The sequence below is a fragment of the Corynebacterium sp. 74A genome (genome assembly GCF_008930665.1).
Lineage (GTDB): Bacteria > Actinomycetota > Actinomycetes > Mycobacteriales > Mycobacteriaceae > Corynebacterium > Corynebacterium megadyptis.
Genome location: NZ_PQMG01000003.1, coordinates 340,673 through 365,986, shown reverse-complemented (window position 1 = coordinate 365,986; position 25,314 = coordinate 340,673). Strand labels below are relative to the sequence as shown.

General features: G+C 64.7%; 21 protein-coding genes. 9 read left to right on the top strand and 12 right to left on the bottom strand.

Translation table 11 applies throughout. The features are described from left to right. The first annotated feature begins 118 nt into the window (after nucleotides 1-118). Both bioB and GBB11_RS06680 read left to right on the top strand, forming a co-directional pair. The gene (gene bioB, locus GBB11_RS06685; protein WP_151549300.1) at nucleotides 119-1,156 is read left to right on the top strand and encodes a biotin synthase BioB; all 1,038 of its coding nucleotides are present in this window, start codon (nucleotides 119-121) and stop codon (nucleotides 1,154-1,156) included. Beyond that, nucleotides 1,143-1,415 (top strand): hypothetical protein, encoded by a 273-nt coding sequence (locus GBB11_RS06680; RefSeq protein ID WP_151549299.1) that lies wholly within the window; start codon nucleotides 1,143-1,145, stop codon nucleotides 1,413-1,415. The genes bioB and GBB11_RS06680 overlap by 14 nt, the downstream gene beginning before the upstream one ends. Here the strand turns inward: GBB11_RS06680 and GBB11_RS06675 are convergent. Next, nucleotides 1,412-2,314, bottom strand: coding sequence for a ribokinase (locus GBB11_RS06675; RefSeq protein WP_151549298.1), 903 nt, complete (start codon nucleotides 2,312-2,314; stop codon nucleotides 1,412-1,414). The genes GBB11_RS06680 and GBB11_RS06675 overlap by 4 nt on opposite strands. Nucleotides 2,315-2,439: 125 nt before the next feature. Between GBB11_RS06675 and GBB11_RS06670 the strand changes: the two genes are divergently transcribed. Continuing rightward, nucleotides 2,440-3,384, top strand: coding sequence for an ADP-ribosylglycohydrolase family protein (locus GBB11_RS06670; protein WP_151549297.1), 945 nt, complete (start codon nucleotides 2,440-2,442; stop codon nucleotides 3,382-3,384). Here the strand turns inward: GBB11_RS06670 and GBB11_RS06665 are convergent. From GBB11_RS06665 to GBB11_RS06650, 4 genes are read right to left on the bottom strand one after another with little or no spacing between them, the layout of a single operon-like run. Continuing rightward, nucleotides 3,381-5,024 (bottom strand): ABC transporter ATP-binding protein, encoded by a 1,644-nt coding sequence (locus GBB11_RS06665; protein ID WP_151549296.1) that lies wholly within the window; start codon nucleotides 5,022-5,024, stop codon nucleotides 3,381-3,383. The genes GBB11_RS06670 and GBB11_RS06665 overlap by 4 nt on opposite strands. Then, entirely contained in the window at nucleotides 5,021-5,896 is an 876-nt protein-coding gene (locus GBB11_RS06660) for an ABC transporter permease (protein ID WP_151549295.1), read from the bottom strand. Before GBB11_RS06660 ends, GBB11_RS06665 begins: the two co-directional genes overlap by 4 nt. 20 nt (nucleotides 5,897-5,916) lie before the next feature. Beyond that, nucleotides 5,917-6,864, bottom strand: coding sequence for an ABC transporter permease (locus GBB11_RS06655; RefSeq protein WP_151549294.1), 948 nt, complete (start codon nucleotides 6,862-6,864; stop codon nucleotides 5,917-5,919). Continuing rightward, entirely contained in the window at nucleotides 6,864-8,441 is a 1,578-nt protein-coding gene (locus GBB11_RS06650) for an ABC transporter substrate-binding protein (RefSeq protein WP_151549293.1), read from the bottom strand. Before GBB11_RS06650 ends, GBB11_RS06655 begins: the two co-directional genes overlap by 1 nt. 107 nt (nucleotides 8,442-8,548) lie before the next feature. Here GBB11_RS06650 and GBB11_RS06645 point away from each other — a divergent pair, with 107 nt between their 5' ends. Further along, nucleotides 8,549-9,139 (top strand): hypothetical protein, encoded by a 591-nt coding sequence (locus GBB11_RS06645; RefSeq protein ID WP_151549292.1) that lies wholly within the window; start codon nucleotides 8,549-8,551, stop codon nucleotides 9,137-9,139. Here the strand turns inward: GBB11_RS06645 and brnQ are convergent. Both brnQ and GBB11_RS06635 read right to left on the bottom strand, forming a co-directional pair. Then, nucleotides 9,136-10,521, bottom strand: coding sequence for a branched-chain amino acid transport system II carrier protein (gene brnQ / locus GBB11_RS06640; RefSeq protein WP_225979147.1), 1,386 nt, complete (start codon nucleotides 10,519-10,521; stop codon nucleotides 9,136-9,138). The two genes, GBB11_RS06645 and brnQ, sit on opposite strands and share 4 nt — an antisense overlap. 98 nt (nucleotides 10,522-10,619) lie before the next feature. Next, the gene (locus tag GBB11_RS06635; protein WP_151549291.1) at nucleotides 10,620-11,759 is read right to left on the bottom strand and encodes a MalY/PatB family protein; all 1,140 of its coding nucleotides are present in this window, start codon (nucleotides 11,757-11,759) and stop codon (nucleotides 10,620-10,622) included. A gap of 56 nt (nucleotides 11,760-11,815) precedes the next feature. Between GBB11_RS06635 and idi the strand changes: the two genes are divergently transcribed. Next, nucleotides 11,816-12,367: an isopentenyl-diphosphate Delta-isomerase gene (gene idi, locus GBB11_RS06630; protein ID WP_151549290.1), complete on the top strand. Its 552-nt coding sequence runs from the start codon at nucleotides 11,816-11,818 to the stop codon at nucleotides 12,365-12,367. Between the two features lie 9 nt (nucleotides 12,368-12,376). On the opposite strand, the gene GBB11_RS06625 is transcribed toward idi, so the two are convergent. The 4 genes from GBB11_RS06625 to GBB11_RS06610 all read right to left on the bottom strand — a co-directional run bounded on the left by GBB11_RS06625 (nucleotide 12,377) and on the right by GBB11_RS06610 (nucleotide 17,741). Further along, on the bottom strand, nucleotides 12,377-13,585 hold the full coding sequence (locus GBB11_RS06625) for a phosphotransferase (RefSeq protein ID WP_151549289.1): 1,209 nt from the start codon (nucleotides 13,583-13,585) through the stop codon (nucleotides 12,377-12,379). 9 nt (nucleotides 13,586-13,594) lie between these two features. Further along, complete coding sequence (gene treS, locus GBB11_RS06620; protein ID WP_151549288.1) at nucleotides 13,595-15,364, bottom strand: maltose alpha-D-glucosyltransferase; 1,770 nt, start codon at nucleotides 15,362-15,364, stop codon at nucleotides 13,595-13,597. Between the two features lie 49 nt (nucleotides 15,365-15,413). Next, complete coding sequence (locus GBB11_RS06615; RefSeq protein ID WP_151549287.1) at nucleotides 15,414-16,139, bottom strand: DUF2786 domain-containing protein; 726 nt, start codon at nucleotides 16,137-16,139, stop codon at nucleotides 15,414-15,416. Between the two features lie 177 nt (nucleotides 16,140-16,316). Next, nucleotides 16,317-17,741, bottom strand: a complete 1,425-nt coding sequence (locus GBB11_RS06610; protein WP_151549286.1) for a carboxylesterase family protein — start codon at nucleotides 17,739-17,741, stop codon at nucleotides 16,317-16,319. A gap of 118 nt (nucleotides 17,742-17,859) precedes the next feature. Here GBB11_RS06610 and GBB11_RS06605 point away from each other — a divergent pair, with 118 nt between their 5' ends. After that, complete coding sequence (locus GBB11_RS06605; protein ID WP_151549285.1) at nucleotides 17,860-19,926, top strand: M3 family metallopeptidase; 2,067 nt, start codon at nucleotides 17,860-17,862, stop codon at nucleotides 19,924-19,926. Nucleotides 19,927-19,937: 11 nt separating this feature from the next. Next, nucleotides 19,938-20,240, top strand: a complete 303-nt coding sequence (locus GBB11_RS06600) for a hypothetical protein (RefSeq protein ID WP_151549284.1) — start codon at nucleotides 19,938-19,940, stop codon at nucleotides 20,238-20,240. A gap of 109 nt (nucleotides 20,241-20,349) precedes the next feature. Here the strand turns inward: GBB11_RS06600 and malQ are convergent, their stop codons facing one another. Then, the gene (gene malQ / locus GBB11_RS06595; protein ID WP_151549283.1) at nucleotides 20,350-22,494 is read right to left on the bottom strand and encodes a 4-alpha-glucanotransferase; all 2,145 of its coding nucleotides are present in this window, start codon (nucleotides 22,492-22,494) and stop codon (nucleotides 20,350-20,352) included. A gap of 166 nt (nucleotides 22,495-22,660) precedes the next feature. Here malQ and GBB11_RS06590 point away from each other — a divergent pair, with 166 nt between their 5' ends. Further along, nucleotides 22,661-24,499 (top strand): long-chain fatty acid--CoA ligase, encoded by a 1,839-nt coding sequence (locus GBB11_RS06590; RefSeq protein WP_151549282.1) that lies wholly within the window; start codon nucleotides 22,661-22,663, stop codon nucleotides 24,497-24,499. Between the two features lie 133 nt (nucleotides 24,500-24,632). Then, a complete protein-coding gene (locus tag GBB11_RS06585; RefSeq protein ID WP_151549367.1) occupies nucleotides 24,633-25,313 on the top strand; it encodes a hypothetical protein in 681 nt (226 codons plus the stop codon). Nucleotide 25,314: the final 1 nt, after the last annotated feature.

Sequence of the window (25,314 nt, the reverse complement as noted above, 5' to 3'; positions counted from 1 at the left end):
TATCGACGCTACGTAGCGGTGAACAGTGTTCGAGTGCTTGTGTTATCGTTGACACATCTGTTGCTAAACGATGTTCATCTCATGCAACAACTATTGCCCACGACACAGGAGTACAGCTATGACCACGGCTACGCAGGACGCCCAGGGTAGCGCCCTTGATGAGAGCACTATTCTCGAGCACGCACGCACCAAGGTGCTCGAGCGCGGCGAGGGACTGAACTATGAGGAGACCCTCGCAGTACTGAATCTGCCCGATGAGAAGATCGAAGAACTCCTCGAGTTGGCCCACCAGGTGCGCCTGAAGTGGTGTGGCGACGAAGTTGAGGTCGAGGGCATTGTGTCGCTGAAGACCGGCGGCTGCCCCGAGGATTGCCACTTCTGTTCCCAGTCGGCCATGTTCAATAGCCCGGTTCGTGCCGCCCGCATCGATATTCCCGAGCTGATCGAGTCCGCCAAGCAGACCCGCAAGACCGGCGCCAGCGAATTCTGCATCGTTGCCGCGGTGCGTGGCCCGGACGAGCGGCTGATGAATGATCTCATCGACGCCACCCACGCCATCAAGGACGAGGTGGATATCGAGATCGCCGCCTCGGTGGGCATGGTCACCCTCGAGCAGGCGCAGCGCCTCAAGGATGCCGGCGTGCACCGCTATAACCACAATCTCGAGACCAGCGAGTCCTACTTCCCGCAGGTGGTGACCACCCACACCTTTGAGGAGCGCATCGATACCCTAAAGAACGTGCGCCAGGTGGGCATGGAGGTCTGCACCGGTGGCATCTTGGGCCTCGGTGAGTCCCGCGAGCAGCGCGCCGAGTTCGCCCAGAACCTGGCCTCGGTGGATCCCACCGAGGTGCCCATGAACTTCCTCGATCCTCGCCCCGGCACTCCCTTCGCTGACAAGGAGCCCATGGAGGCCAATGAGGCGCTGCGTTCGATCGGCGCCTTCCGTCTCGCTCTGCCGAAGACCACGCTGCGCTTCGCGGGCGGTCGCGAGCTCACCCTGGGTGATCTCGGCGCCGAGCAGGGCCTGCTGGGCGGTATTAACGCGGTGATCGTGGGTAACTACCTCACCACTCTCGGCCGCCCCGCCGAAACCGACCTTGACATGCTGGGCAAGCTGCGTCTCCCGATCCGAGCCCTCAATGAGACGATCTGATTCGGACGAGCTGCTCATTGCGGTTCTCACCGGCGAGGAACCGATCTATCACCCCAATACGGGCCAGCCGCTGGATGAGAACGCCGAGCGCAATAAAAAGGGCCTCGCGGAGCTGAGCCGCGGCGCCAAGATCGGACTCGAGCCGCCGCGCTTCTGCCAGATTTGCGGGCGCCGCATGGTCGTCCAGATCATGCCCATGGGCTGGGTGGCGCACTGCTCCCGGCACGGGGAGCTCGACTCCCGCGCTTTAGAGCGCTAGGAGGGAAGCTCCTCCGCGGTGCTCGGATACGAGGTTTGGGCCCCGGCGCGGGTTGCGGCGAAGGCACCGACACGGCAGCCGAGGGCCGTGGCCTCAATCAGGTCCGCGCCCTCATCCAGCGCCGCGACGAGTGCGCCCGCGCAGGCATCCCCGCAGCCGGTGGTATCCACGGCCTCGACCCGTGGGGAGGGCACCTGCTGGATTCCTTCCGCCGTGGCCACCAGCGCGCCCGCGGCCCCCAACGTGATGATGACGCTGGCGAAGCCTGCCTCGCGCAGCTGCGTCGCCAGCTCCTCGGGGCTGCCCTGCCCCTGTTTCTTATAGAGCTGCGCGATCAGCCCCGCCTCGTGCTCATTGGCGATGAGCGGATCGGCGTGCAGCAGCGCCGCGGGATCCATCTCGATCACGGGTGCCAGATTCACCACCACTCGCACTCCATGGCGGGTGGCCACAGCGATGGCCCGCTCGATGGCGGCGGCCGGAATCTCGCCCTGCACCAGCAGGATGGAGGCCGCGGCAATAAGCTCCTCATGGTCATCCACCAGTTCTGGGCTCATCGCGGCATTCGCCCCCGGCACCACCACGATGCTGTTCTCCCCATCTGCGGCGACAGTGATCACCGCTAGGCCCGTGGGCCCCTCCACGCTCGTGATGCCCTCTTCACTCATGCCGCTCTCGCGCATGATGGCGCAGGCCGGTTCCGCATAGGAATCCGTGCCTACCGCGCCGATCATATGGACCTGCGCCCCCATCCGGGCCGCGGCCACCGCCTGATTGGCGCCTTTGCCGCCTGGAGCGACCGTACTGCTGTGCCCGAGAAGCGTTTCCCCAGGGGCGGGGTGCCGCGTCACGCGCACGGTGAGATCGGCATTGATAGAACCTACGACAGCGATGCTCATGTCCCAGATTTTAGCCGATACCTGCGCAGTCGATGTTGCGGGCGAAGAGGGACAGGGCTGGTGTCTGGGTGCTGTCCTAGAATGCGAAGAGTCAAGGATTTTGCGAGGAAGGTGGGTCTATAGTCATGGTGAAAACACAACGACTCCAGCGTGCCCGCGGCGCACTCTACGGGCAATTAATTGGAGATTCTCTCGGTAGTTTGGTCGAGTTCCGCTCCGCGGAGTCTATTCAGGCGCACTACCCGAATGGGGTGCGCCAGCTCGCCGACGGCGGCACCTATGGGCTCAGCGCCGGCCAGCCCACCGACGATTCCGAGATGGCTTTGTCCCTTGCCGCCTCCTTGGTGCGGAATGGCACCTTCGTGCTCGAGGACGTGGCCGCGGCTTATCGACGCTGGGCACAATCCGAGCCTTTCGATATCGGCATTACGTGCTCCTCGGCGCTCAACCGCGGCCACAAGAATCCCGAGTCCCAAGCCAATGGCGCCCTCATGCGTGTTAGCCCGCTGGGGATCTTCGGCGCTCGGGTGCTGGAAGAGGACCCGCAGGGCGCGGAACAGCTGGCTACGTGGGCGCGTCAAGAATGCTCGCTCACCCACATCAACCCGCTGTGCATGGATATTCAGAGCGTGTACGTGCTCACCATCGCCCGCATCATAGCCGCCGGCGCGGACCGTGCCGAGGCCCTAGAGATCCTGCAGGCCGAGGCTGCATCCTATCCAGAGGTAGCGGCGCTGGTAGAGGCGCATCGCGACGCCCCGCCGGCCGAGTACCTCGAACACGAAGGGTGGGTGACTATCGCCTTCGGCAATGCTGTCTACGAGCTGGCCTCGGTCTTGCGCGCCGAGGAGTCGCTGGTGCGCACCGTGGGCAGGGGAGGAGACACTGACACCAACGCGGCCATCACCGGTGCGCTACTGGGGGCGGTCGATGGCATGCACGCCTGGCCCTCGCGCTGGGTGGATGTGATCGATTGCTTCCACCAGAACGAGGCCTCGCCGCGGCCGCGGCCACGGGAGTACTGGCCCAATCACGCCTATGCCCTCGCCGGCCAACTCCTGGGCGCTTAGGGGCTCAGCCGCGGCACGGCGTCGATAAGCGCGCGGGTATAGCTCTGCTGGGGCTGGGCGAAAAGCTCGGCGGTAGCGCCCTCCTCGATCAGCTGCCCCTGCTTGAGCACCATCACCTCCGAGCACAGGGCCTGCACCACGCCGAGATCGTGGGAGACGAACACCAACGCCAGCTGGTACTCGCGCACCACCTCGGTGAGCAGGTTGATCACCTGAGCCCGGGCGGAGACATCGAGGGCGGAGACGGGCTCATCGGCCAGCAATATCCGCGGTCGCGGGGCAAGGGCGCGCGCCAAAGAGATGCGTTGGCGCTGCCCGCCGGAAAACTCGTGGGGATAACGCCGCGCCACCTCGGCATCGAGGCCGACATCGGCCAGCACCTCCTGCACCCGCGCGGCCCGCTCCGCCGCTCCGAGGCGCGCGGCCCGCAGTGGCTCGGCAATGCTTTCGCCGACGCGCATCCGCGGATCCAAGGACGCAGCCGGGTCCTGGAACACGATCTGCGCAACCTGCTGCAGCGTGCGCGCTGTGGCGGCACGCCCATCGACGAGGATCTCGCCGCTGCGGCTCGACTCGAGCCCCGCCAGCAGCTTCAAGAGCGTGGACTTGCCCGAGCCGGATTCGCCCACCACCCCGAGGCGCTGGCCGGCACGCAGGCTCAGCGATAGCGGCTCCAAGGCCTGGGTGGTGCGGCGCTGGCGAGCGCGCCAGCCACGTGAGCGATAGCTTTGGGAAATCTGCTGTGCCTCCAGCACCACCGGGCCCGGGGTGGGAAACTCCGGCTGGGCATAGGCGTGGCCCGGGCGATAACTCTCATCGGCGCTGCCCACCGTGTACAGGTGTCCGCGGGAATCGCGTGCCGCCAGATCCGAGGCGGCCACCAGTCCGCGGGTGTAGTCGCCGGGCTCGCGCAATACCTGCTGGGTCGTGCCGCATTCCACGATCTCGCCATCGCGCATCACCAGCACCCGCTCGCAGATCTGCGCCATCACGCCGAGATCGTGGGTGATGAACAAAACGGCGGTACCGCGCTGCTCAGTGAGGCGGTTGAGGGTGGCCAGAATAGAGGCTTGCACCGTGGCGTCGAGCGCGGTGGTGGGCTCATCGCAGACGATGAGCTCGGGATCATTCGCCAGGGCGATGGCGATGAGCACGCGCTGGCGCTGCCCACCCGAGAGCTGGTGCGGATAGCGCTCGTAGAGGGTCTCCGGATCGGGCAAGCGCACCTCCTCCAGCAGCGCCAGGGCGCGCCGCTTCAGGGCGGCGGAATCGAGATCCTGCTGGTGCAGCTGCACGGCCTCGCGTACTTGGGGTCCGATCTTCATGAGCGGATTCAGTGCCGTCATGGGCTCCTGAAACACCATGGATATCCGGCGGCCCCGCAGGCTGGCGTAGCGGGCGGGGGAGTAGTCCACCAGGTTGCCCGGCTCGCCGCGCAGCGTGATCCTGCCGCTGGTGTGCAGCGTGTGGGAGTGCAGCCCCATGATGCTCAGCGCGGTCAGCGACTTACCCGAGCCGGATTCGCCGATGATCCCGACTTTCTCCCCGGCCGCGATGCTGAAGCTCACCCCGCGCAGCAGCTGGTGCCCATCGCGGGTGCGCACTTGAAGATCGTCTACGTCCAGCACCGTTTCACTCATTGGCCAGCCTTTCGTGTCGAGTGCAGCCTAGGGTCGAGGAGATCCCGCAGCCCATCGCCGAGCAGGTTGAAGCCCAGTACCGTCAGCGCGATCGCCAGCCCTGGCCACAACGCGAGCTGCGGGGCGGTATAGAGCGAAGCCTGCGCCGATTGCAGCATCCGGCCCCACGATGGCTCCGGCGGTGGGGTGCCGAGGCCGAGGAAGCTCAGTGCCGCCTCGGCGAGAATAGCCAGCGCAAAGGCCACCGAGGCCTGCACGATCACGAGGCTGAGGATATTCGGCAGCACATGCCGCAGCGCGATCGCCCGCCCCGATGCCTGGGACATCCGGGCGGCGGCGATGAAGTCGAGAGAGAGCACGCTGAGGGTTCCGGCGCGGGCGACGCGGGCAAACCCAGGGATGGCGGCGATACCAATGGCCGCCATCGCCGACCACGTGGAGGTGCCGAATACCGCGCCGAGCACGATGGCCAAGAGCAGCGCGGGGAAGGCGAGAAGGAGATCGGCGCCGCGCATTACCAGCGCATCCACCGTCCCGCCGCGCATGCCGGCGATAATGCCCAGCGGTACTCCACAGAGCATGCCGATGCCCACCGCCACCACGCCCACGGCGAGGGTGATGTGCGCCCCAGCCATCAGCTGTGCCGCCACGTCTCGGCCATAGCGATCAGTACCCAGCCAGTGCTGCGCGTTGGGGCCGAGCAGCCGCTCCTCGGGCACCGCGTGGATCGGATCGAAGGGGGTCCACACCAGCGCGATGAGCGCGGTGAGCACCACCGCCGCCACGATGCCGCCGCCGATGAGCAGACTGGCCGGTGGGCGCTTGCGCTGCCGCGTGCGGACGCCGCCCGCATCCGGAGATTCTGTGTGCATCTCTTCTTTCCCTCCCGGTGTTAGCGACCGGCGCGGATGCGCGGATCGAGAAGGCTATAGGACAGGTCGACGATAAAGGTGGTGAGCAGGGTGATGAGCACGAGCACCATCACCACGGATTGCACCGCAGTGAGATCCCGGCCGCTGACCGCGTCGAGGAGATAGCTCCCCACCCCGGGCAGCACGAAAACGCGCTCAATCACGACCGCGCCCACGATCAGCGCCGCCATCTGCAGCCCGGTGACCGTCACCACCGGCAGGGCGGCATTGCGCAGCCCATGAGCGCGCATCGCCTGCCAGACGGTCATGCCCTTGGCGAGGGCGGTGCGCATGAAATCCTGGTGCAGCACATCGAGCACGGCGGAGCGCACATAGCGGGTCATAATGGCCGCCTGCACGCTGGCCAGCGCCATAGTGGGCAGGATGAGCCGAGCGATGAACCCCGCAGGATCGGCATTGGGTGGCACCCAACCATTAGCGGGCAGCAGCCCCCAGCGCACCGAGACGATCGTGACCAAGAGGATGCCGGCGAGAAAGCTCGGCACGGCCACCCCCACTTGGCTCAGTGCGGTGATGGCTACTCCGTCCGCGCGGTGGCGTCGAATAGCGGCCCACATTCCCAGCGGCACGGCGATCATGAGCGCCAGTGTCATCGAGCAGCCCATGAGGATCAGGCTCACCTGCAGCCGGTCCCACACGATGGGGGTGATGTCCTCGCCCGATTGCATGGACACTCCCCAGTGGCCGGTGAAAAACCCGCCAATCCAGGTCAGATACTGCAGCAGCAGCGGGCGATTAGTGCCGAGCTCGGCCTGCTTCTGGCGGATGAGCTCATCAGTGGCATTGACGCCGAGCGCAATGGCGGCCGGATCGCCGGGGATCAGCCGCAGCAGCGCGAAAATCACCACGGAGGCCACAAGCGCGGTGAGCACAAAGCGCAGGCCGGCGCGCAGGAGCAGTCGAAACATTAGCGGCGCTCCTTTCCAGACTCCCCATCATCAGGTGCTCGGTGCATCGTGGCCAGCTCGAGGCCCTCGGTGATCTGATCGGCGCGCACGCCACTGACCGCGCGGTCGGTGACCACAATATTGGGGAAATTAAAGAGGGTATCGGCGCCGGCTTCAGCCATGATCTGATCGACCGCCTCTTTCATATAGCGCACCTGCTCCTGGGCAGTGCCGCGATCTGCCTTCTCCAGCAGGGCGCGCACCTCGGGCGAATCAAAGCCCAAATAGTACTCGGGATTGCCAAAAAGCTGCGGAATATCGCGCGGCTCGATGTGCATCACCAGCGACATGTCATAATCCTGCTGCTTGAGCACCTCGTTTAGCCACACCGCTGGGAACTCGGTGGAGCGGATGCTCACATCCAATCCGATATCGCGCAGCTGCGAGACCACGATCTCACTCGCCGCCACCGCATAGGGCAGCGAGGGAACGGAGAAGACCACGTGGTTATTGCTCTCATCGATCCCCGCCTCGGCGAGGAGCTGCCGCGCACGCTCCGGGTCGAAGGGATAGCGGGTGGAGGCTTCATACCAGGGATCCGTGGGCGGCACCGGGGCGCCGCCGGTGTCGATACCGTGGCCGTCCCATGCGGTGTCAATCACGGCCTGGCGGTCGATGCCATACATCACCGCTTGGCGCACGCGGACATCATTGAAGGGGGCGCGGTTGTTGTTCATCGACAACAGCACCTCGCCATTGGTGGTGCCCACCTCGACCGTATAGCGGGTGGGGTCGAAAGTATGGAGCAGCTCGGGCGATTGCATGGAATAGACCACATCCACGTCTCCGGAGCGCAACGCGTTCATGGCCGCCACCGCATCGGCGAAATAGCGGATCGCGGCGCCCTGGTTCTGCGGGGCCGGGCCCCAGTAGTCATCCCGGGCCCGAAAAGAAATGGAGTGGCCGATAGCAAAGTTCTCCACCTCATAGGGGCCCGTGCCCACGGGGGCGCTGGCGAGGGTATCCATGGCCGAGGGCGTCATCATCGCCCCCACGAGGGTGGCCATATCCCACAGCCATTGATTCGACGACGCCGCCAGCTGCACCGAGACCTCGGTGGGGCTGAGCACCTCGACGGATTCGACGATGTCCATCTTCTTCTTCAACCCATTGCTCCACGCCTCGGAGCGGACGCGGTCGATGGAAAACTTCACCGTCTCGGCGTTAAAGGCATCGCCATTGGAAAAGGTGACATCATCGCGCAGGGTGAAGGTGTAGCTGCGCCCATCCTCCGAGACCTCCCAGGAGGTGGCCAGCCAGGGCACAATCTGGCCGTCATCGTCGATGCGCACCAAGGTTTCATACACGTTGCTCATCAGCGCGCCGGGGATGGCCGCGCCGGAGTTGGTGGTGAAGTCGAGGGAGACTGGGGAAGCCGAGGCAGCCACCACAATGTCGTGTGCTCCAGCCACGCGGCCCACCTGCACTGCGGTGGAGCCGGCGCTGCAGCCGCTGACTCCCACGGCGAGTGCCGTGGCGAGCGCGGCGGTCCTTAAGCCCGTGCGGTCGCGCCGCGAGCGGCGAGAGGGGAGATTCATACTTGCACAGGCTAGTCGGCTGAGCGGCGTTCTCAGGAATGCGGGGGATCGGTGCAGGCGCGGGTTGAAACGCGGCTACTGGTGGTCGCCTGCCTAGAATGAGCCCCATGACTGAGGCAGGACAACCAGCGGCACGACGCGGCACAGACCGAGACATCATTGCGGTGCGGATGAGTGGCGGGGCGATCCTGCGCTCGAAAACCACCGCGCTGTGCGTGGTGTTTGTGCTTGTTCTCGGCCTGATCGGGGCGGCGTTGCTGGGGGCATGGGCCTCGGAAACCCACAAGACTCTCCGCACCCTCTATGGGGTAGCGGCCGCTCTACCGATCGTGGGGGTGGTCAGCACGCTGTTGCAATTTATCCGCTTCGTCTTTCACGCCCGCCGGCGGCGAGTGATCGTGGGACGCATGATCACGATCCCCGCCTCGGGGGTGAGCTTTCACCGTGATCAGCTGCGCCGCGTAGACATTTGGTCGGAGAATCGCGATGGGGCGATTACCACCTACATGACGCTGGTGCCGGCGCACATCGAACAGCGGGTGGATGCACACCAGCTGGCCCATGAGGTGCCCACGATTTTGCGTGATTATTGTGTGCGCCTGCCCCGTGGCAGCCGGCCGACCGCCTATGAGCTGGCGGATAGCCTCCGCGAGAATAATCCGCAGCTCGAGGTGAATAAGATCGGCAAGATCGCCTAGGCGGGTACCACCGTCTCGCTGGCCGGAACGGGCGTGCGGTGGCGCGGCGTGAGGGTGCTATCGAGGATGAGCCCCACGATGATGAGGGCGAGGACCGGCAGCACCCAGCCGAGCTGTTGCTCATGCATCGGCGCCCACCCGAGGAGACGCTCGATGCTCTCGCTGGCCACGCCCACAGAGGACAGGGAGGCCAGCAGCGACCACACCACCGCGCCCCACACACCGAGACGGAAGGTGTAGAACAGGCGACGATGCTTCCACAGCGGCGCCAGCAGCGTGATGGCCACCAAGGTGATAGCGGGCGGGTAGAGGAAGCCGATGATGGGGCCAGCGATCGCCAACACGGACTGCAGGCCCACCGTAGACACGGCGAAGGAGATAAGGGTGAATACCAGCACCCACTTCTGATAGCTCACGGCCGGCAGCAGGCGGTGAAAGAACCCAGAGGTGGAGCCGATGAGGCCGGCGGCGGTACCGATGCACGCCAGCAGCACCACCATGCCGAAGATCACGCGACCGGGCTGCCCCATGGTCACATAGGCGATATCGGTGAGGATCGCGGCACCGTCCTCGTACTGCTCGGGGTTGGGTACGACGCGGCCCACCATTCCGAGGGCGATATAGACCGCGCCGAGCAGTACTCCGGCGCCCACAGCGGCGATGATGGCGCCCCGCTTCAGGCCCATGCCATCAGGGGAGCCCAGGCCCTTTTCGCGCAGCGCGGAGATCACCACAATACCGAAGGCGAGAGCGGCCACCGAGTCCATGGTCAGATAGCCTTCGATCAGCCCAGTGGGGCCAGGATGCTCGGCGAACTTCTCGGCGGTAGCCACGCCAGTAGGGTCGAGCTGGCGGAGAGCCATAACCACCATGAGCGCAAGCAGAATGAGGAGCACGGGGGTGAGCCACTTGCCGATGCGATCAATCAGACCGGTTTCGCGGTAACACATGAGCCAGACCACCACGAAGTACGCCGCGGAAAAGGCCACGGTGGCGGCGCGGGAGTCCACGCCGAATACCGGGGAGAAGGCGGTGGAGTAGCTCACCACCGCGGTGCGTGGCACGGCGTAAAACGCGCCGATGGAGAGATAGATGAGCACGGGGAAGATCACACCGAAAATCCGACCCGCCTGGCGCGACAAGTCCAATACGTCCTCGCCGGAAATCACTACCGCGATCATGGATACCACAGGCAGGGCTACCCCAGCTGCGAGGAAGCCAAGGATAGCGGGGGCGAAGTGGGTGCCGGCTTGGGCGCCGAGAATAGGCGGGAAAATGAGGTTGCCGGCACCAAAGAACATCGAGAACAGCATGAGTGTCGCCGTGGTGAGGGTGGCGAACACTGCCGTGGATTGCACAGCCGAGCGAGCGGAGTCAGACATCGGAGAAAGCTTTCTAGACAGAATGTGAGCTATCGACTCAGCAGCCTAGCAGTACTGGTCCTACCACTCGTTCTTCGGTATGTGCTGCGTGCTCAACGTCACTGCGCCTGACGCAGCAGTTCCACGAAGGTCTCGAGGTTCTCCGGTGGGGTAGCGAAGTTCAACCTGGCGCAGTGCGCATAGCGTGCAGCGGGGGCGAAGGTGGCGCCATCGTTGAGCACCACGCGGCAGTGGTGTTCGAGGTACTCGGCGGCCGTGTGCTCCCCTACAGCGAGAGCGGTGTCGCTGAAGTCGAGCCACATCAAATAGGTGGCCTCGGGGGCGCTGGCTCGGATTCCAGGAAGGGCCTCTGGCAGGGCGTGGAGCAGATAATCGCGGTTGCGACGGAGCAGCTCCAGCTGCTCATCGAGGTAGTCGGTGGAGGCGGTATAGGCGGCCGCGGCGCCGACGAGGCCAAGCGTGGAGTAGCCGTCGGTGACCAGCGGCCCCGCCGCTTGAAAGGCTGCCTGGTGTTCTGGGTTGGTGAAATACATTTGGGCACATTTCAGCCCAGCGATATTCCATGCCTTCGAGGTGGCGGTGGCAGTCACGCACACCCGGCGGGCGTTCTCGCTCACCGAGGCCACCGGCACATAGGGGCGCTCGTAGCAGATGGGGGCGTGGATCTCGTCCACGATCACGAGCATGCCGAGTTCCGCCGCGAGATCGGTGAGTTGCACCAAGTACTCGCGTTCATAGATCACGCCTAGGGGATTATGCGGGGAGCAGAGAATGAGCACCCGGCCACCGCGGGCGTGGGCCTGCCGAATCTGCTCCAGGCTGGGTTGGGGGTCTGCGTCGATACACAGCATCTCGCGGCCGGTGATCCGCGGCAGCTCGAGGAAGGGCATATAGGCCGGCACGGGCACGACGATGGCGTCCTCGGGTGAGCTGAGCAGCTCAATGGCCAGCTGCACCGAGCGGACCACGTCGGCGGTGACCTCCACCTGTTCTGGTTCGGGCGCCCAGCCATAGCGCTGGCGATAGAAGGCGCTCATGCCTTCTTTTACGCCCTCAACCTGCACGGGGTAGCCGAAGGCTTCGCGCTCTACCGCCTGCCGCAGTGCATTGATCACATCGGGGTGGGTGGAGAAATCAGATTCGGCGATCCACAGCGGCAGCAGTGCCGGGTCATAGGTATTCCACTTGCGGGTGCCTCGGCGGCGCAGCGTCTCGTTATCGAGGAAGTGACAAACCATGGCCTCTATTGTGCATGTGCACGACAGGGTGTACCTAGCCGCTATGGTGGGTGAGTATGAACGCCCCCGAACTCGTGGTTGTGCTTGATAGCCACAATCAGCCCATCGGCACCGCACTGAAGTCCGAGGTGCACAGCACGGACACCCCCTATCATCTGGCCTTTTCCTGCTATGTCCAAGATGCGCAGGGGAGGGTATTGCTCACCCGCCGGGCGCTGAGCAAGGCCACGTGGCCGGGGGTGTGGACCAATAGTTTTTGCGGGCATCCCGCCCCCGGTGAGGATGCTGTGGAGGCGATCGCGCGCCGCGCCCGCTATGAGCTTGGGATTGAGGGGCTGCACGGGATCGAGCAGGTACTACCCACCTATTCTTATCGTGCGGTGGATTCCAGCGGCATCGTGGAGCATGAGTTCTGCCCCGTCTACATTGCGCGTATCGACGCCACCTCCCAGCTGCAGCCCGCCCCTTCCGAGGTCGATTCCTATGGCTGGGCCACCCCAGCCGAGCTGGCGGCTGCGGTGGATGCCACCGGCTTTGCCTTCAGCCCGTGGATGGTGGATCAGCTCAGCCACCGAGCGCTCCGCGAGGCACTGGGCTGTCCCCGCTAGGGGCTGGAGCTAGCCGGCGATAGAACGGACCGCACCTAGCGGCAGCCACATCCAGTCGGGGCGGTTATTGGCCTCATAGGCCACCTCGTAGAGCGCCTTATCGAGCACGAAAGCATCCAAAATATCGAAGTTGTCTTGGCTGCTCGGCTCGAAGTGATAGCCATCCAGCAGGGAAGCGGTGGCGGTATCAGACCACATCTGGCGGGTGTCCGCGGTGCCGGCGTGCTCGAAATTGGCGGCGTAGTCGAGAGAGCGGATCAGCCCCGCGAGATCCCGCAGCGGGCTGTCCATGCGCCGGCGTTCCGCCAGCGGCCGGGCGGGCTCGCCCTCGAAGTCAATGAGAATATATTTCTCGCCCTGTTTCAAGGTTTGTCCCAGGTGGAGATCGCCGTGGACCCGCTGCACCGGCACCTCGAGATCCTGCAGGCGCTGATACACCGCCCGCGCCTTCTCAGCGAAGGGCGCCAGATCGGGCACCTGGGCCAGCACATCCTCCAAACGGTCACTGAGGGCCTGTGCCACCTGGGAGCCGGGCACGGTCTCCGTGCCGAAATGACGGGCCAGCAGCTGGTGCACCTCGGAGGTGGCAACCCCGAGGTTGCGGGCGGAGTCAGAGAAGTCCGCGCCCTCGCGGACCGCGGCGAGGGCATCGACCCAGCCATCGGTGGCGTGGTGCACAAAGTCCTGCACCATGCCGGTGATCATTGTCTCGCCCTCGATCTCGTGGGTGAGATAGCCCCGCAGCGGGGCAATATGGCCGCAGTGATGCTCCGAGAGCCCCGCCAAGAGCTCCACATCGGGGTTGATGCCGCCGGCGAGCTTGCGGAAGAACTTCACGATCACCGTCTCGCCGAAGATGATGGAGGTATTGGACTGTTCGCCCTCGATCACGCGGCCGAGTGCCCCAGCCGGCAGCAGCGGCTGGGTGGCACCAGGCACTGCGTGGACCGCGCCGCCGCCGGGCAGGGAGTCGCTGGTGATGAGCTCACCCATGCGGGCCGCATAGGCCGGCTGGGCGAGCACATCGGCGTTGTTCTCGTCGAGAAGCAACTGATACAGATCGGAGCCGCTCGCTCGGTGCACCCGTGCCACCACCCATCTGATCGCGTCGCTGCCGGTGAGCGGGGCGGTATGCACCACCTCAATATCGGTGATGGCCTCAGATTTTGCACCATAGAAGCGCTGGGTGGCCAGCATGGTTGCGAGTGCGGAATCCATGATCAGCTCCTAAGCGTTGGGATCGGTGAGTTCGAACCAGAAGAATCCGTGCGGGGCTAGGGTGACCACCCAGGGCTGCTCGGTGATCTCGGGGAAGTGCTCGCCACCGCTGAGCTCCACCGGCACGCGGCCGGCGAACTCGGAGAGGTCGAGGGAGACGGCCTGCGGGCGACGCGACATATTGTTCACGCACAGCAGGGTTTCCTTCTCATCGCGCAGCAGATAGCTGAGGATGGCGAAGTTCTTGGCGGGCACCTCGGTGAACTCGCCGAAGCCGAAGGCGGAGTGCTGCTTGCGGGTCTGAATCAGATTGCGGGTCCAGTGCAGCAGCGAGTTCTCCCCGGCCATCTGGGCCTCCACGTTGAGGGCATCGTAGCCGTATTGGGAGTTCTGGATGACTGGCAGATAGAGCCGCTCCGGATCGGCCTTGGAGAAACCACCATTGCGGTCGCTGCTCCACTGCATGGGGGTGCGCACGCCATCGCGGTCGCCGAGCCAGATGTTATCGCCCATGCCGATCTCATCGCCGTAGTAGAGCACCGGGGAGCCGGGCAGAGAGAGCAGCAGGCCGGTGAAGAGTTCCAGCTGGTTGCGATCGCCCTCGAGCAGCGGGGCGAGGCGGCGGCGAATACCCACATTCGCCTTCATGCGCGGCTCCTTGGCGAATTGCTCGTACATGAAGGCGCGTTCCTCGTCCGTCACCATCTCGAGCGTCAGCTCGTCGTGGTTGCGCAGGAAGATACCCCACTGCGCCGAGGACGGAATGGAGGGGGTGTCCTGGAGGATCTCGGAAATGGGGCGACGAGACTCGCGTCGCACCGCCATGAAGATGCGCGGCATGAGGGGGAAGTGGAAGGCCATATGGCACTCATCGCCCTCGACGGGCTCGCCGAAATACTCCACCACATCGGCCGGCCATTGATTGGCCTCCGCGAGCAGCACCCGGCCCGGGTACTCCTCGTCGATGACCTCGCGGCAGCGCTTGAGGAATTCGTGGGTTTTGGGCAGGTTCTCGCAGTTGGTGCCCTCTTCCTCGAAGAGATAGGGCACCGCATCGAGGCGGAATCCGTCCAAGCCGAGGTCGAGCCAGAAGCGCAGCACATCCAGCATGGCTTCCTGGACCTCGGGGTTTTCGTAGTTGAGATCCGGCTGGTGGGAGAAGAAGCGGTGCCAATAATACTGCTCGCGCTCCGGATCCCAGCTCCAGTTGGAGGTCTCGGTATCGACGAAGATGATGCGGGCATCGGCGTATTTCTTGTCGGAATCGCTCCACACATAGAAATCCCCATAGGGCCCTTCTGGGTCCTTGCGGGACTCCACAAACCACGGGTGCTGGTCCGAGGTGTGGTTCATCACCAAATCAGTAATGATGCGGATACCGCGCTTGTGGGCCTTATCCACCAGCTCCACGAAATCGTCCACCGTGCCGAACTCGGGCAGCACCTCGCGGAAGTTGCGGATATCGTAGCCGCCATCGCGCAGCGGGGAGTCATAGAAGGGCGGAAGCCAGAGGCAGTCCACGCCCAGCCACTCCAAATAATCCAGCTTGGAGATCAGACCCTGGAGGTCACCGGAGCCGGAATTTGTGGAGTCATGGAAGGCGCGGACGAGCACCTCGTAGAAGACGGCCTCCTTGTACCATCCCGGTTCGAGGCTATTCTCGGCCATTTTCGGGGTGGCATAGTCCTCGGAGGAAGGTTCTACGACATAGCCTTCCGCATCCACTTCCGTTTCAGCGGCGGGCTCCTGGTGTGCGAGTTTCAAAGGGTCTTCAGCCATACAGACCAGATTAGAGAAAACTCCCGGCGCGCGCGGCAGTGGCTACCCTTTAGGCTTCGAGGGCGGCCCGTCGGCGAATGCGTTGCTGGCCGATGTCGGTGGCCGTCGCTTCGTCCATGCCGCGGGAGTAGGCATGGGGATCGAAGGTCCGGCCCTCGGCGCTGCGGGTGCTTAGGGAGGCATCGCCGATAAATTCGGCACGGGCGGCGCGCGCCAGGGAGGCGTCGTCGATAAGCGCCAGCTCATAGCTGCTGGAGGACTCGGCGGCCTGCTCCTCGGCGGCGGCAAGACGGCTGGAGATCATGGTGATGAAGCCGCGCATGAAACTGCGGCGCAGCGTCACCGTGGAGGAATAGCCGCCGCTGCGGGAATCGTGGCGGAGTGTGCTGGCCCGCACCAGCATGATCGGGTTGATGAGGGTGTAGAGGGTCGATACCCGCTCGAGGTGCCGGAGGCGGCCAAAGACCACAGCCTCGCCGACTTTCACCGAGCGATAGGTGGAGTAGACGAAGCCCTCGCAATGCAGGGAGCGGGCAATCGCCATGAGCAGCGTGCTTTGCATATCTGTATAGGCGCCGCCGAACTCGATATGCATATGGCTGACGGTATCGCTGGGATCATCGGTGTCGAGGTCGCGCTCGTCGAGCTCATAGCGAGCCATGAGTTCGAAGGCTTTGGCGAAGTAGGTATCGCCTTCCTCGGTACCGGCGCGATCGCGGGCCTGGGTGAGGATTTTATGGATTTTGTCTTTGATGGTGTCGAGCGAGTTGGCCATGGGAAATCTCCTGAGGTGGGTGTACTAGCAAGCGGATGAGTGATGTATCCGCAGACTAAATGCCCGAGTCCCGTCGTGGGCGCCCGCAGACCAGGATGCGGGCAAGGCTGTGCATAAGGCGTTTTTCTATCCACAGCCTGCCGCCGCTCGCGGGTTAGTATCCACAGGCCACCGCGCTTATTCCCAGGCCTCGCGCCGGGCCGCTGTGCGCTGCTGCACCGGCAGCCGGAAGTGCACGCGCACCCCGTAGAGCGGGTCGCTGACCACCTGCGGCGGCGCGGCAGGATCAGTCAAGGATAGCGACAGCGCCGCCCGGTTGCCGCGGCCGGGCTCATGGCAGGGCCAGGAGGGGCGCTGGCCGTGGGCGAAGTCCACCAGCAGCTGGTGCACCTGGTCGGCCCGCGGGGCCAGCCGCTGCGGCGCGCCCGCGGCGAAGGTGGAGGCCATGGGGGAGGAATGCTCCAGCATGTCGAAGGCGAGAAGCAGATCCACGCAGTGCAGCGCCGGTGCCCCGTTCTCGGCATCGCCGGCGAATTGCAGCAGCCACGTGGAGCCGGACTCGCGCTCTGTCGCGGCCTGCACCCAGCGGGTAATAGAGGAATCGGAGGCGAAGCGGCGCGCCACCTGCCTCGGGTAGTGCGTATCCGCCCAGTGCAGATAGCTGCGGGCGTTATGCAGCAGGAATTGCCCGGCCAGCAGCCGTATCCCGAGCTTCGCCAGCCAGGGCGCGTGCTCATCCATCCATGCGGCGCTGGGCTCGAGATACATCTCGTGCTCGGTGTAGGTGAGCAGAATATCCACATCCGCCAGCTCGCCGGGGATGAAGGGATAGGGGCCCACTGCGGGGCCATAAAAATAGCGTCGCCGCAGCGAGGCATAGCCCTTGGCCAGCTTCTCGGGCTTGCGCGCCGCCAGGTTATTCAGCGAGGTCTGGGTGATGGGGGCGCCAAGGGCGCTGCGCAGCCAGCCGCGGCGGGCGAAGAAATCCTGCGGCGGATAACCGGGCGACATCGCCACCAGCCGGCGAAAGGTGCCGGTGTAGTGGTCGCGCCGGGCCAGCCACAATGCGATGCCGGCCCCGGCGGACTGGCCCACCAGGGTGACATTGGTCGGGTCGCCGCCGAAGGATTCGATGCAGCGCTGGATCCAGTCGAGCCCCAGCTGCACATCGCTGACCCCGCGGTAGGCAAAGCTCTCATCGGCGCGGAACTGGGCGAAGCCCTCGAGCCGCATGCGGTAGCCGATAGAGACCACGATGGCCCCCGAGTGGGCGAAGGCGTGAGAGCGATACCACGAGCCGTCATAGTGGTCGGATTCGTAGCGCCCGCCGTGCACATAGGCGATCACCGGGAGATCGGCGGGCACCCCATGGTCCGCGCGCGGCATCGTGGACACGGGGGCGATCACGCTTAGCCCGACCGAGCGCTGGCGTGGGGTGGTGGCATCGATGACGTCGGTGGCGGCGTCGGCCCGCTCGGGGAAGTCAAAGGGCTGCTCGTAGTGCACGTGGGGGATACCGCAGAATTCGGCCACCCCGTCCTCGTAGACCGTCCCGCGGATCTGTCCCGCAGGAGTCGATACGGTGATCGTGTTCTCACTCATGGGTGTCCATGCTATCGCAGGGGCTAGTGTTTTCCCCCAGAAAAGCAGTGGCGGGCGCTTATCGATGCCGCCTCGCCGGCGTGCTCCTTATTGATAGTCTTCGTTACTATTGGCGGCTATGACATCTACCGCTGAGTACAATCCGCTGCTGTCCTTCTCCACGCTGGACTATCAGCTGCCCGACTTCGCAGCCATCCGTTTCGAGCATTTTCGCCCCGCGTTCACCGAGGCCATGCGTCGGCACGATGAGGAGATCCGTGAGATTCTCCGCAGCGAGGGCTGGGAGGACGTAGTTGAGCGGCTCGAGGCCTCGGGGCGCGATCTCGCCCGCGTGGAGTCGGTCTTTTTCAATCTGTGTAATACCGATTCCACTGAGGAGATGCTCGAGCTAGCCGCGGAGCTGGCCCCAGAGTTGGCTGCGCATCGCGACGCCATCATCCAGAACACCGAGCTCTACCAGTTGGTGCGCGATGCCGAGGTACCGGAGGATGAGGAGTCCCGCCGGCTGCACGAGTACTATCTGCGGCTTTTTGCCCGCTCCGGCGCCACCCTCGATGCGGAGAAGAAAGCGGAGCTGGCCGAGCTCAACCGCGAGCTGTCCGCGCTCTCGGAGCGTTTCGGCTCCCAGCTGCTCAGCGATACCCAGAAGTTCGCCGTCGCCTTCGACTCCGAGGAGGAGCTCGCCGGGCTTTCGGCCTCGGCGATTGCCTCGGCGCACGAAGAGGATGGCAGCTATGTGCTGCACCTGAATCTGCCGAGCGTGCAGTCTGTGCAGGCGCAGCTCGAGCGGCCGGAGTCGCGCCGCCGCGTCTACGAGGCCTCGCTGGCCCGCGGCGTGGAATCCACCACCCCCGTGGCGGTGCGCATGGCCCAGCTGCGGGCGCGCAAGGCCGAGCTGCTCGGCTACCGCAGCCACGCCGATCTGGTGGTGGAAGAAGAAACCGCCCCCGATACCGCCGCGGTGTGGACCCTGCTGCGGGATCTCGCCCCGGCCGCGGCAGCCAACGCGCATGGCGAGTACAAGCGCATCCAAGATGTGGCCGGCGGCGAGGAGATCACCGCCGCCGATTGGCCCTATTGGGAAAATAAGCTGCGCGAGCAGGACTACGCCCTCGACGAGTCCCAGCTGCGCGAGTACTTCCCGCTGCGCAGCGTGGTGGAAAAGGGCGTGTTCTTCGCCGCCGAGCGCCTCTATGGCATCACCGTGCACCCACGCGAGGACCTGCGCGGCTATCACGAGGATGTGCAGGTGTGGGAGGTGCGCGATAGCGATGGCACCGGCATCGGCCTGCTGCTCACCGACTACTATGCCCGCCCCTCCAAGCGCGGCGGGGCGTGGATGTCCGGCTTCGTCGAGCAATCGGAGCTGCTCGGCACCAAGCCAGTGGTGATCAATGTCTTGAACATCACCAAGCCGGCCGATGGCTCCGAGGCGCTGCTCAGCATGGACGAAGTGACCACCCTCTTCCACGAGTTTGGCCACGGCCTGCACGGGCTGCTCTCTCAGGTGCGCTATCCCAGCTTCTCCGGCACGAGCGTGCCCCGCGACTATGTGGAGTTCCCCTCCCAGATCAACGAGAACTGGGCGCTGGAGCCGGTGGTGCTGGACAACTACGCCCGCCACCACGTCACCGGCGAGGTCATTCCCGCAGAACTCGTCGCCGCGATCCACGCCTCCCGCACCTTCGGCCAGGGCTTTGCCACCAGCGAATACCTGGGCGCCGCGATTATCGATTACGCCTGGCACAGCCTCAGCGCCGCCGCGGCCGAAAAGATCGCCGCCACCCCGGAGGCCGTCGCCGAATTCGAGCGCGCTGCGCTGAGCGACGCCGGGCTAGAGGTGGAGCACCTCGCCCCGCGCTATCAGACCCGCTATTTCAACCACATCTTCGCCGGTGGCTACTCGGCGGGCTACTACTCCTATCTCTGGGCGGAGGCCCTCGACGCCGATGGCTTCGAGTGGTTCAAGGAGGTGGGCGCCGCCGTCGATGCCGAGCGCAGCGAGGATGGCCCCAGCGGCGTCGATGCCGCCTCGGTGCGCGCGGCGGGGCAGCGTTTTAGGGAGCTGGTGCTCTCGCGCGGCGCCTCCCGCGATTTCACTGAGGCCTTCACCACGCTGCGCGGCCGCGAGAAGGATATCCAGCCGCTCCTCCAGCGGCGCGGCCTGGCGGGAGCGACCCGCTAGACTACATAGCCATGGATGCGCTGCGAGAGATCTACGTTGAGATCACCAATGAGCTCGGCCAGTGGATCGTCTCCTTGCCCGTGTGGCTGCAGGCGCCCGTGGTCACCACCGTCACGCTATTTCTCTGCGGGGTCGGGGCGGTGGTGCTCCTGCGTGTGATTGACCTAGCGGGCTCGCGCATTCACGCCCGAGTGCACGCCGAGGATGCCGGCCGCAGCGGCAGCGCGGCCGTCCGGCCGGGCTCGGCGGCGCGGGGTACTAAGATCGTGATGAACCAAGAACCCGTCGCCTGGAAAGAGCCCACCACCGAATGAAGAATAAGCCCCGTCGCCGCCCGCGCAGTACCTATGGCAAGTCGCGGGTCACGCTCGCACTCATCGCGCTGCTGCTGTTCGTCGTGGTGATGGCGCTACTAGGCCATATCTAACGGGACGCTGCTGCGGCGATGGTGCGGAAGAACTCCGCATCGGCCAGATCCTCAATAAGCATCGGCTCGCCGGCGGCATTCCGCAGCGGCACACACCAGTTAGGGTAGTGCTCCTTCGTGGTGCCCGGCTGGTTCTGAACCGCCTTATCGCCCACCAAGTCCACCAGCGCGGTGCAGGTGAGAAGCGAGGGAGTGGCGGCCACATAGCGGTGCAGGGCGGCCACCAAATCCACCAGCGGTCCGCGCTCGCCGCGCTCGGCGCCCAGGAAGGTTTCGACAGGGCTGTGCCCGCGGAAGTAGCCCCGCTCGCGGACGCGCTCCAGCACCTCGTTCTGCCACGCCAGATCCTCGGCGTTTTCCTCTTCCTTGGAACGGCTGAACAATCCCAGCTGATCCCGTAGCTCCACGTGGGTGCCGGCCAGATAGCCGGCGGTGGGAGGCAGATCGTGGGTGGTAACCGAGGTCAGACACAGCTCGCGGTAGTGCTCGGGCAGGCGCGGGCCGCCGCCTTCGAGCTCGGACTCGAACCACAAAATAGAGGTGCCCATGATGCCGCGCGCGGCGAGCACATCCTGCACCCAGGGCTCGAAGGTGCCGAGATCCTCGCCGATCACCACGGCCCCGGCGCGCTCGGCCTCAAGAACCAAGATGCCGACTAGGGCGTTGTAGTCGAAGCGCACATAGGTGCCGTGCGTGGGCGCCTGCATGCGGGGGATCCACCACAGACGGAACAAGCCCAGAATGTGATCGATGCGGATGCCACCGCTGTGGCGCAAAATCGTGCGCAACATATCGCGCCAAGCCGCATAGCCGGATTCCGCCAGCTTGAAGGGATCCCACGGCGGCTGGGACCAGTCCTGCCCCTGCTGGTTATAGGCGTCTGGTGGGGCGCCCACCGATGCCTGCGGAGCCAGCACCTCGGCGAGGGTGTGGGCATCGGCGCCACCGGGATGAACCCCGACGGCGAGATCCGCCATGATGCCGATGCTCATGCCGGCGTCGAGGGCGCGTCGATGCGCCTGACGCATCTGGGCATCGCAGAGCCATTGCACCCAGGCATAGAAGGCGGCCACCTCCATCGGCTCCTCGCTCAGAGCGTGGTTGCCATTCTGCGCGGCGTGCTCTGCCTCGGCGGCGAGATCCTGTTCGGCGCACCACAGGGAGAAGTCGATGAGGCCCTGGCCCTCCATCTCCACATACTCGCGGAATTGTTGCTCGTGCTCGGGGGAGCGTGGAGTGTTATAGAGCTCGCGCAGCACCTGCAGCTTGGTGGCGTAGATCGGATTGCGATCAATGAGCCCGCCCGAGTGGTTGAGCTCCTTCAGAGGCGCGGCTAGCTGCTGGATCTCAGCCTGGGTCTGGGCATCGAGGGACTGATACTCCGGAATGGATTCGATGTGCAGATAGATCGGGTTCATGAAGCGCCGAGTAGTGGGCAGATAGGGGGAATCCTCCACCGGTGGGAAAGGCTCGGCTGCGTGCAGCGGATTGACCAGCACGTAGTCGGCGTCGGCATGCGTCGCGAGCACTTCGGCGAGGGTGCCCAGGTCATGGAAATCGCCGATCCCCCACGAGTCGGCGGAACGCACCGAATAGAGCTGCGCCATCACGCCGCTACAGGGCTGCTCGCGCAAAGAGGCGGTGGTGCTCAGCGTGGTGGGGGTAACCACCAGCTGGCACTCCTCCTCGATATCCTCGGAACGCAGCTGCAGCGTATGCCAGCCCAGGGGGAGATCATCGGGGGTAGAGAAGGTAGCCTCGCCCCAGGCGCAGCCGTCGACGATGCGCGGGGGAGTCCAGTTATCCTCCTGGCGGGGGCGCACCTCGCCGCCCTCTTCGAGCAGGATCCGCACATCGGCCGCGGCACCATCGTGCACGTGCACATTAAAGAAGTGGCGATCCCCTTCCCGGGCCACCACGCAGCGCGGCAAAGGGCGCGTTGCTTCCGCATCCTCCACGCGGGCGCGTAACTGTGCTAACTCCTGCTCAGAGGAGTCGGCGGACAGCTCATAACCTAAGGCCCCAATGATGGAGACGAGGGTGTCCTCGCTTACCTCCACCACGGAACCATCATTAGCGGTGTAGTGTGTCGCAACACTCAGGGTACTGGCTAAATTACGAAGTTCGTCTCTAGAGCTCACAGGAACCATAGTGCCATTGACCGCTGAGGATCGTGCAATAATTGCGCGCTATCGTTATCGAGCTATGTGCGCTCGGCCAGTGGGGGCGGGTAGCTTACAACGTGAAGGTTTCTTCAAAATAGGCATGGGCGTTGCCGCCCGGTTGATAGAAAGGTCCACAATAAGCATGGTGAATGAGTACTCCACCCCCGCGAAGTACAGCATCGGCGAGCACGACACATGCCTGAGCGCCATGCTGGAGACCGCCCGCTCCCGCCCTTACGGCATTATGTTTACCCGGCCGCAGAACTTTGAATGGGTTAATGTCACCGGCCAAGAATTTGCGGAGGAAGTCTATGCGGTGGCCAAGGGCTTAATTGCCAATGGAGTACAGAAGGGGGATCGCGTGGCCCTGCTCTGCGAGACCCGCTATGAGTGGACGCTCATTGATTTCGCCATTTGGGCGGCCGGCGCCGTGTCGGTGCCGATTTATGGCTCCTCCTCGCTCAGCCAAGTGCAGTGGATTATTGAGGATTCTGGGGCGGTATTCGCCTTTACCGAATCCCAAGAGCACACCGCACTCATGCGTAACCTGCTGGTGGACGAGAATGGTGTACCGCGGCTCTCCGGTTCGGCATCGAAGCTGCGCCGCATCCTAGAAATTAATGCCTCCGCCGTGGACACCATTATGTTTGAAGGCCGTGAGGTGGAAGATGCCGCGGTGGAGGAGCGCATTGCCGAGACCCGCTCCGAGGATCTCGCCTCCTTGGTCTACACCTCGGGCACCACCGGCCGCCCCAAGGGGTGCATGCTGACTCACCACAACTGGTTGGCCGAGGCCTATGCCTTGCTCACGCACCCCATCGGCCAGGTGGCCGCCCCAGGCAATCGGGTGCTCACCTTCCTGCCGCTGGCACACGTGTTCTCACGCGCTGTTTCTTTGGCCGTGGTGATCTCTGGCGCCACCCAGAGCCACTGGTCCGATTTCTCCACTCTGCCGGTGGAGTTCCAGCGCTCCCGCCCGCATCTCATCTTGGGCGTGCCGCGCGTGTTCGAGAAGGTGCGCAACGGCGCCGCGCTCAACGCCAAGCAGGCCGGCCCGATCAAGGATGCGATCTTTGAGAAGGCGGAAAAGACCGCCCGCGAATACTCCAAGGCCCTCGATACCGAGGAAGGCCCCAGCAAGACCCTGCAGTGGCGGCACGCCACCTATGACAAGCTGGTCTATTCCAAGCTCCGCGCCGCCCTCGGTAATTCGGTACGCTATTGCATCTCCGGCGGCGCCGCCATGGACCGGGATCTCTTGCACTTCTACCGCGGCATCGGCGTCACGGTGTACGAGGGCTATGGTCTCACCGAGCTCACCGCCGCCGCCGCGGTGAACTTTGATGACAACATCATCGGCACCGTCGGCCGCCCTGTCGGCGGCGTGTCCGCACGGCTGTCCTCGGAGGGCGAGGTGATGTTCAAGGGGCAGACCCTCTTCCGCGGCTACTGGAATAATGAGGAGGCCAATCGCGAGTCTTTCGACGAGGATGGCTGGTTCAACACCGGCGACCTCGGCGAGATCTACGAATCCGGCCACATCGAGATCACCGGGCGCAAGAAGGATCTCATTGTCACCGCCGGCGGCAAGAATATCTCGCCCGGCCCGCTGGAGGATCAGCTGCGCTCCCACCCGCTGATCTCCCAGGCGCTGGTGGTGGGCGATGGCAAGCCCTTCGTCGGCGTGCTCATCACCCTGGAGCCGGAGGCCTTCGAGCACTTCAAGGCGCAGCGCAATATCCCGCTCTCCAAGTCCGTGAAGGATGTGGCCCTTGATCCCATGCTCCGCGCCGAAATCCAGGACGCGATCAACTCCGCGAATATGATGGTCTCGCACGCCGAGGCGATCAAGAAGTTCTACATCCTGGACCGGGACCTCAAGGAAGAAGAAAACGAGCTCACTCCCACCTTGAAGGTCAAGCGCAACGTGGTGGTGCGGCGCTTCTCGGAAGAGATCGACGTGCTCTACCGCACGAACTAGCCGCAGGACTACCTAGGGCGGATGTCTCCATCGGGCCACACCCGGCGAGGCATCCCCCTTTTTTCTTAGAACTGGCTTAAAGTCGTACGCGCAGATGACACCCCGCCCGTCCCAGCGAGTAAAGGAGCAGCACGTGGAGCTACTTGACGCCAAGCTGCGCCTCAAAGAGCTCACTCAAGAGATGTACAACATCGGCGATGAAGTGGCCGAATACATCGAGCACATCGCCGAAGCCATCACCGACTGGGACGCCGAGCTCGTGGAGGAATGCCTCCTCGAATTCGACGAGATCGCGGTGGAAGCCATCAACGACGCCCGCGTGGTGGTCTCGGAGCTCTACGGCATCCGCCAGGCCCTCATCAGCGGGCTGCGCGCCGGGTCCATGGGCGTGTGGGAATCTAGCAAGCGCACGGAGCGATATGCGCGCCCGCAGCTTGTCGACGCCCACCTGCTCTCCACCTCCTTCGCGCTATCCAGCCCGATGTCGGTGCCGGCGCTGAGCAACGCCATGCAGGGTCGCACCGAACTGGCCACCCAGCAGCTCGCCGCGATTGTGGAATGGGAGCTGGACCAGACTGCCTGTGCCGCCGCAGACCTTGAGAGCGTGAGCCTAGCCACCATGTTCACCCGCACCCGCCGGCTGGTGCACGCCTGCGCCGAGGGCTGGCTGGAGACCGTCGCCCGCGCCCACCCGTCCTATGCCGCGGCTGCCCGCGGCTCCCACCCGCCCGAGTTTCTCGCCGAGCGGGCGTGGATCGACGGCGTGGTGGCCTCGGTGCGTCGCCGCATGCACGCCAGCGACCGGGGTGCATGAG

Excerpts from the sequence above, each read along its gene's own strand:
- GBB11_RS06655 (WP_151549294.1), bottom strand. The coding sequence starts at position 6,864 with ATGTTTCGACTGCTCCTGCGCGCCGGCCTGCGCTTTGTGCTCACCGCG.
- GBB11_RS06645 (WP_151549292.1), top strand. The coding sequence starts at position 8,549 with ATGACTGAGGCAGGACAACCAGCGGCACGACGCGGCACAGACCGAGAC.
- brnQ (WP_225979147.1), bottom strand. The coding sequence starts at position 10,521 with ATGTCTGACTCCGCTCGCTCGGCTGTGCAATCCACGGCAGTGTTCGCC.
- bioB (WP_151549300.1), top strand. The coding sequence starts at position 119 with ATGACCACGGCTACGCAGGACGCCCAGGGTAGCGCCCTTGATGAGAGC.
- GBB11_RS06600 (WP_151549284.1), top strand. The coding sequence starts at position 19,938 with ATGGATGCGCTGCGAGAGATCTACGTTGAGATCACCAATGAGCTCGGC.
- GBB11_RS06665 (WP_151549296.1), bottom strand. The coding sequence starts at position 5,024 with ATGAGTGAAACGGTGCTGGACGTAGACGATCTTCAAGTGCGCACCCGC.
- GBB11_RS06605 (WP_151549285.1), top strand. The coding sequence starts at position 17,860 with ATGACATCTACCGCTGAGTACAATCCGCTGCTGTCCTTCTCCACGCTG.
- idi (WP_151549290.1), top strand. The coding sequence starts at position 11,816 with ATGAACGCCCCCGAACTCGTGGTTGTGCTTGATAGCCACAATCAGCCC.
- GBB11_RS06590 (WP_151549282.1), top strand. The coding sequence starts at position 22,661 with ATGGTGAATGAGTACTCCACCCCCGCGAAGTACAGCATCGGCGAGCAC.
- GBB11_RS06660 (WP_151549295.1), bottom strand. The coding sequence starts at position 5,896 with ATGCACACAGAATCTCCGGATGCGGGCGGCGTCCGCACGCGGCAGCGC.
- GBB11_RS06650 (WP_151549293.1), bottom strand. The coding sequence starts at position 8,441 with ATGAATCTCCCCTCTCGCCGCTCGCGGCGCGACCGCACGGGCTTAAGG.
- GBB11_RS06615 (WP_151549287.1), bottom strand. The coding sequence starts at position 16,139 with ATGGCCAACTCGCTCGACACCATCAAAGACAAAATCCATAAAATCCTC.
- GBB11_RS06610 (WP_151549286.1), bottom strand. The coding sequence starts at position 17,741 with ATGAGTGAGAACACGATCACCGTATCGACTCCTGCGGGACAGATCCGC.
- GBB11_RS06670 (WP_151549297.1), top strand. The coding sequence starts at position 2,440 with ATGGTGAAAACACAACGACTCCAGCGTGCCCGCGGCGCACTCTACGGG.
- GBB11_RS06625 (WP_151549289.1), bottom strand. The coding sequence starts at position 13,585 with ATGGATTCCGCACTCGCAACCATGCTGGCCACCCAGCGCTTCTATGGT.
- GBB11_RS06680 (WP_151549299.1), top strand. The coding sequence starts at position 1,143 with ATGAGACGATCTGATTCGGACGAGCTGCTCATTGCGGTTCTCACCGGC.
- GBB11_RS06635 (WP_151549291.1), bottom strand. The coding sequence starts at position 11,759 with ATGGTTTGTCACTTCCTCGATAACGAGACGCTGCGCCGCCGAGGCACC.
- treS (WP_151549288.1), bottom strand. The coding sequence starts at position 15,364 with ATGGCTGAAGACCCTTTGAAACTCGCACACCAGGAGCCCGCCGCTGAA.
- GBB11_RS06675 (WP_151549298.1), bottom strand. The coding sequence starts at position 2,314 with ATGAGCATCGCTGTCGTAGGTTCTATCAATGCCGATCTCACCGTGCGC.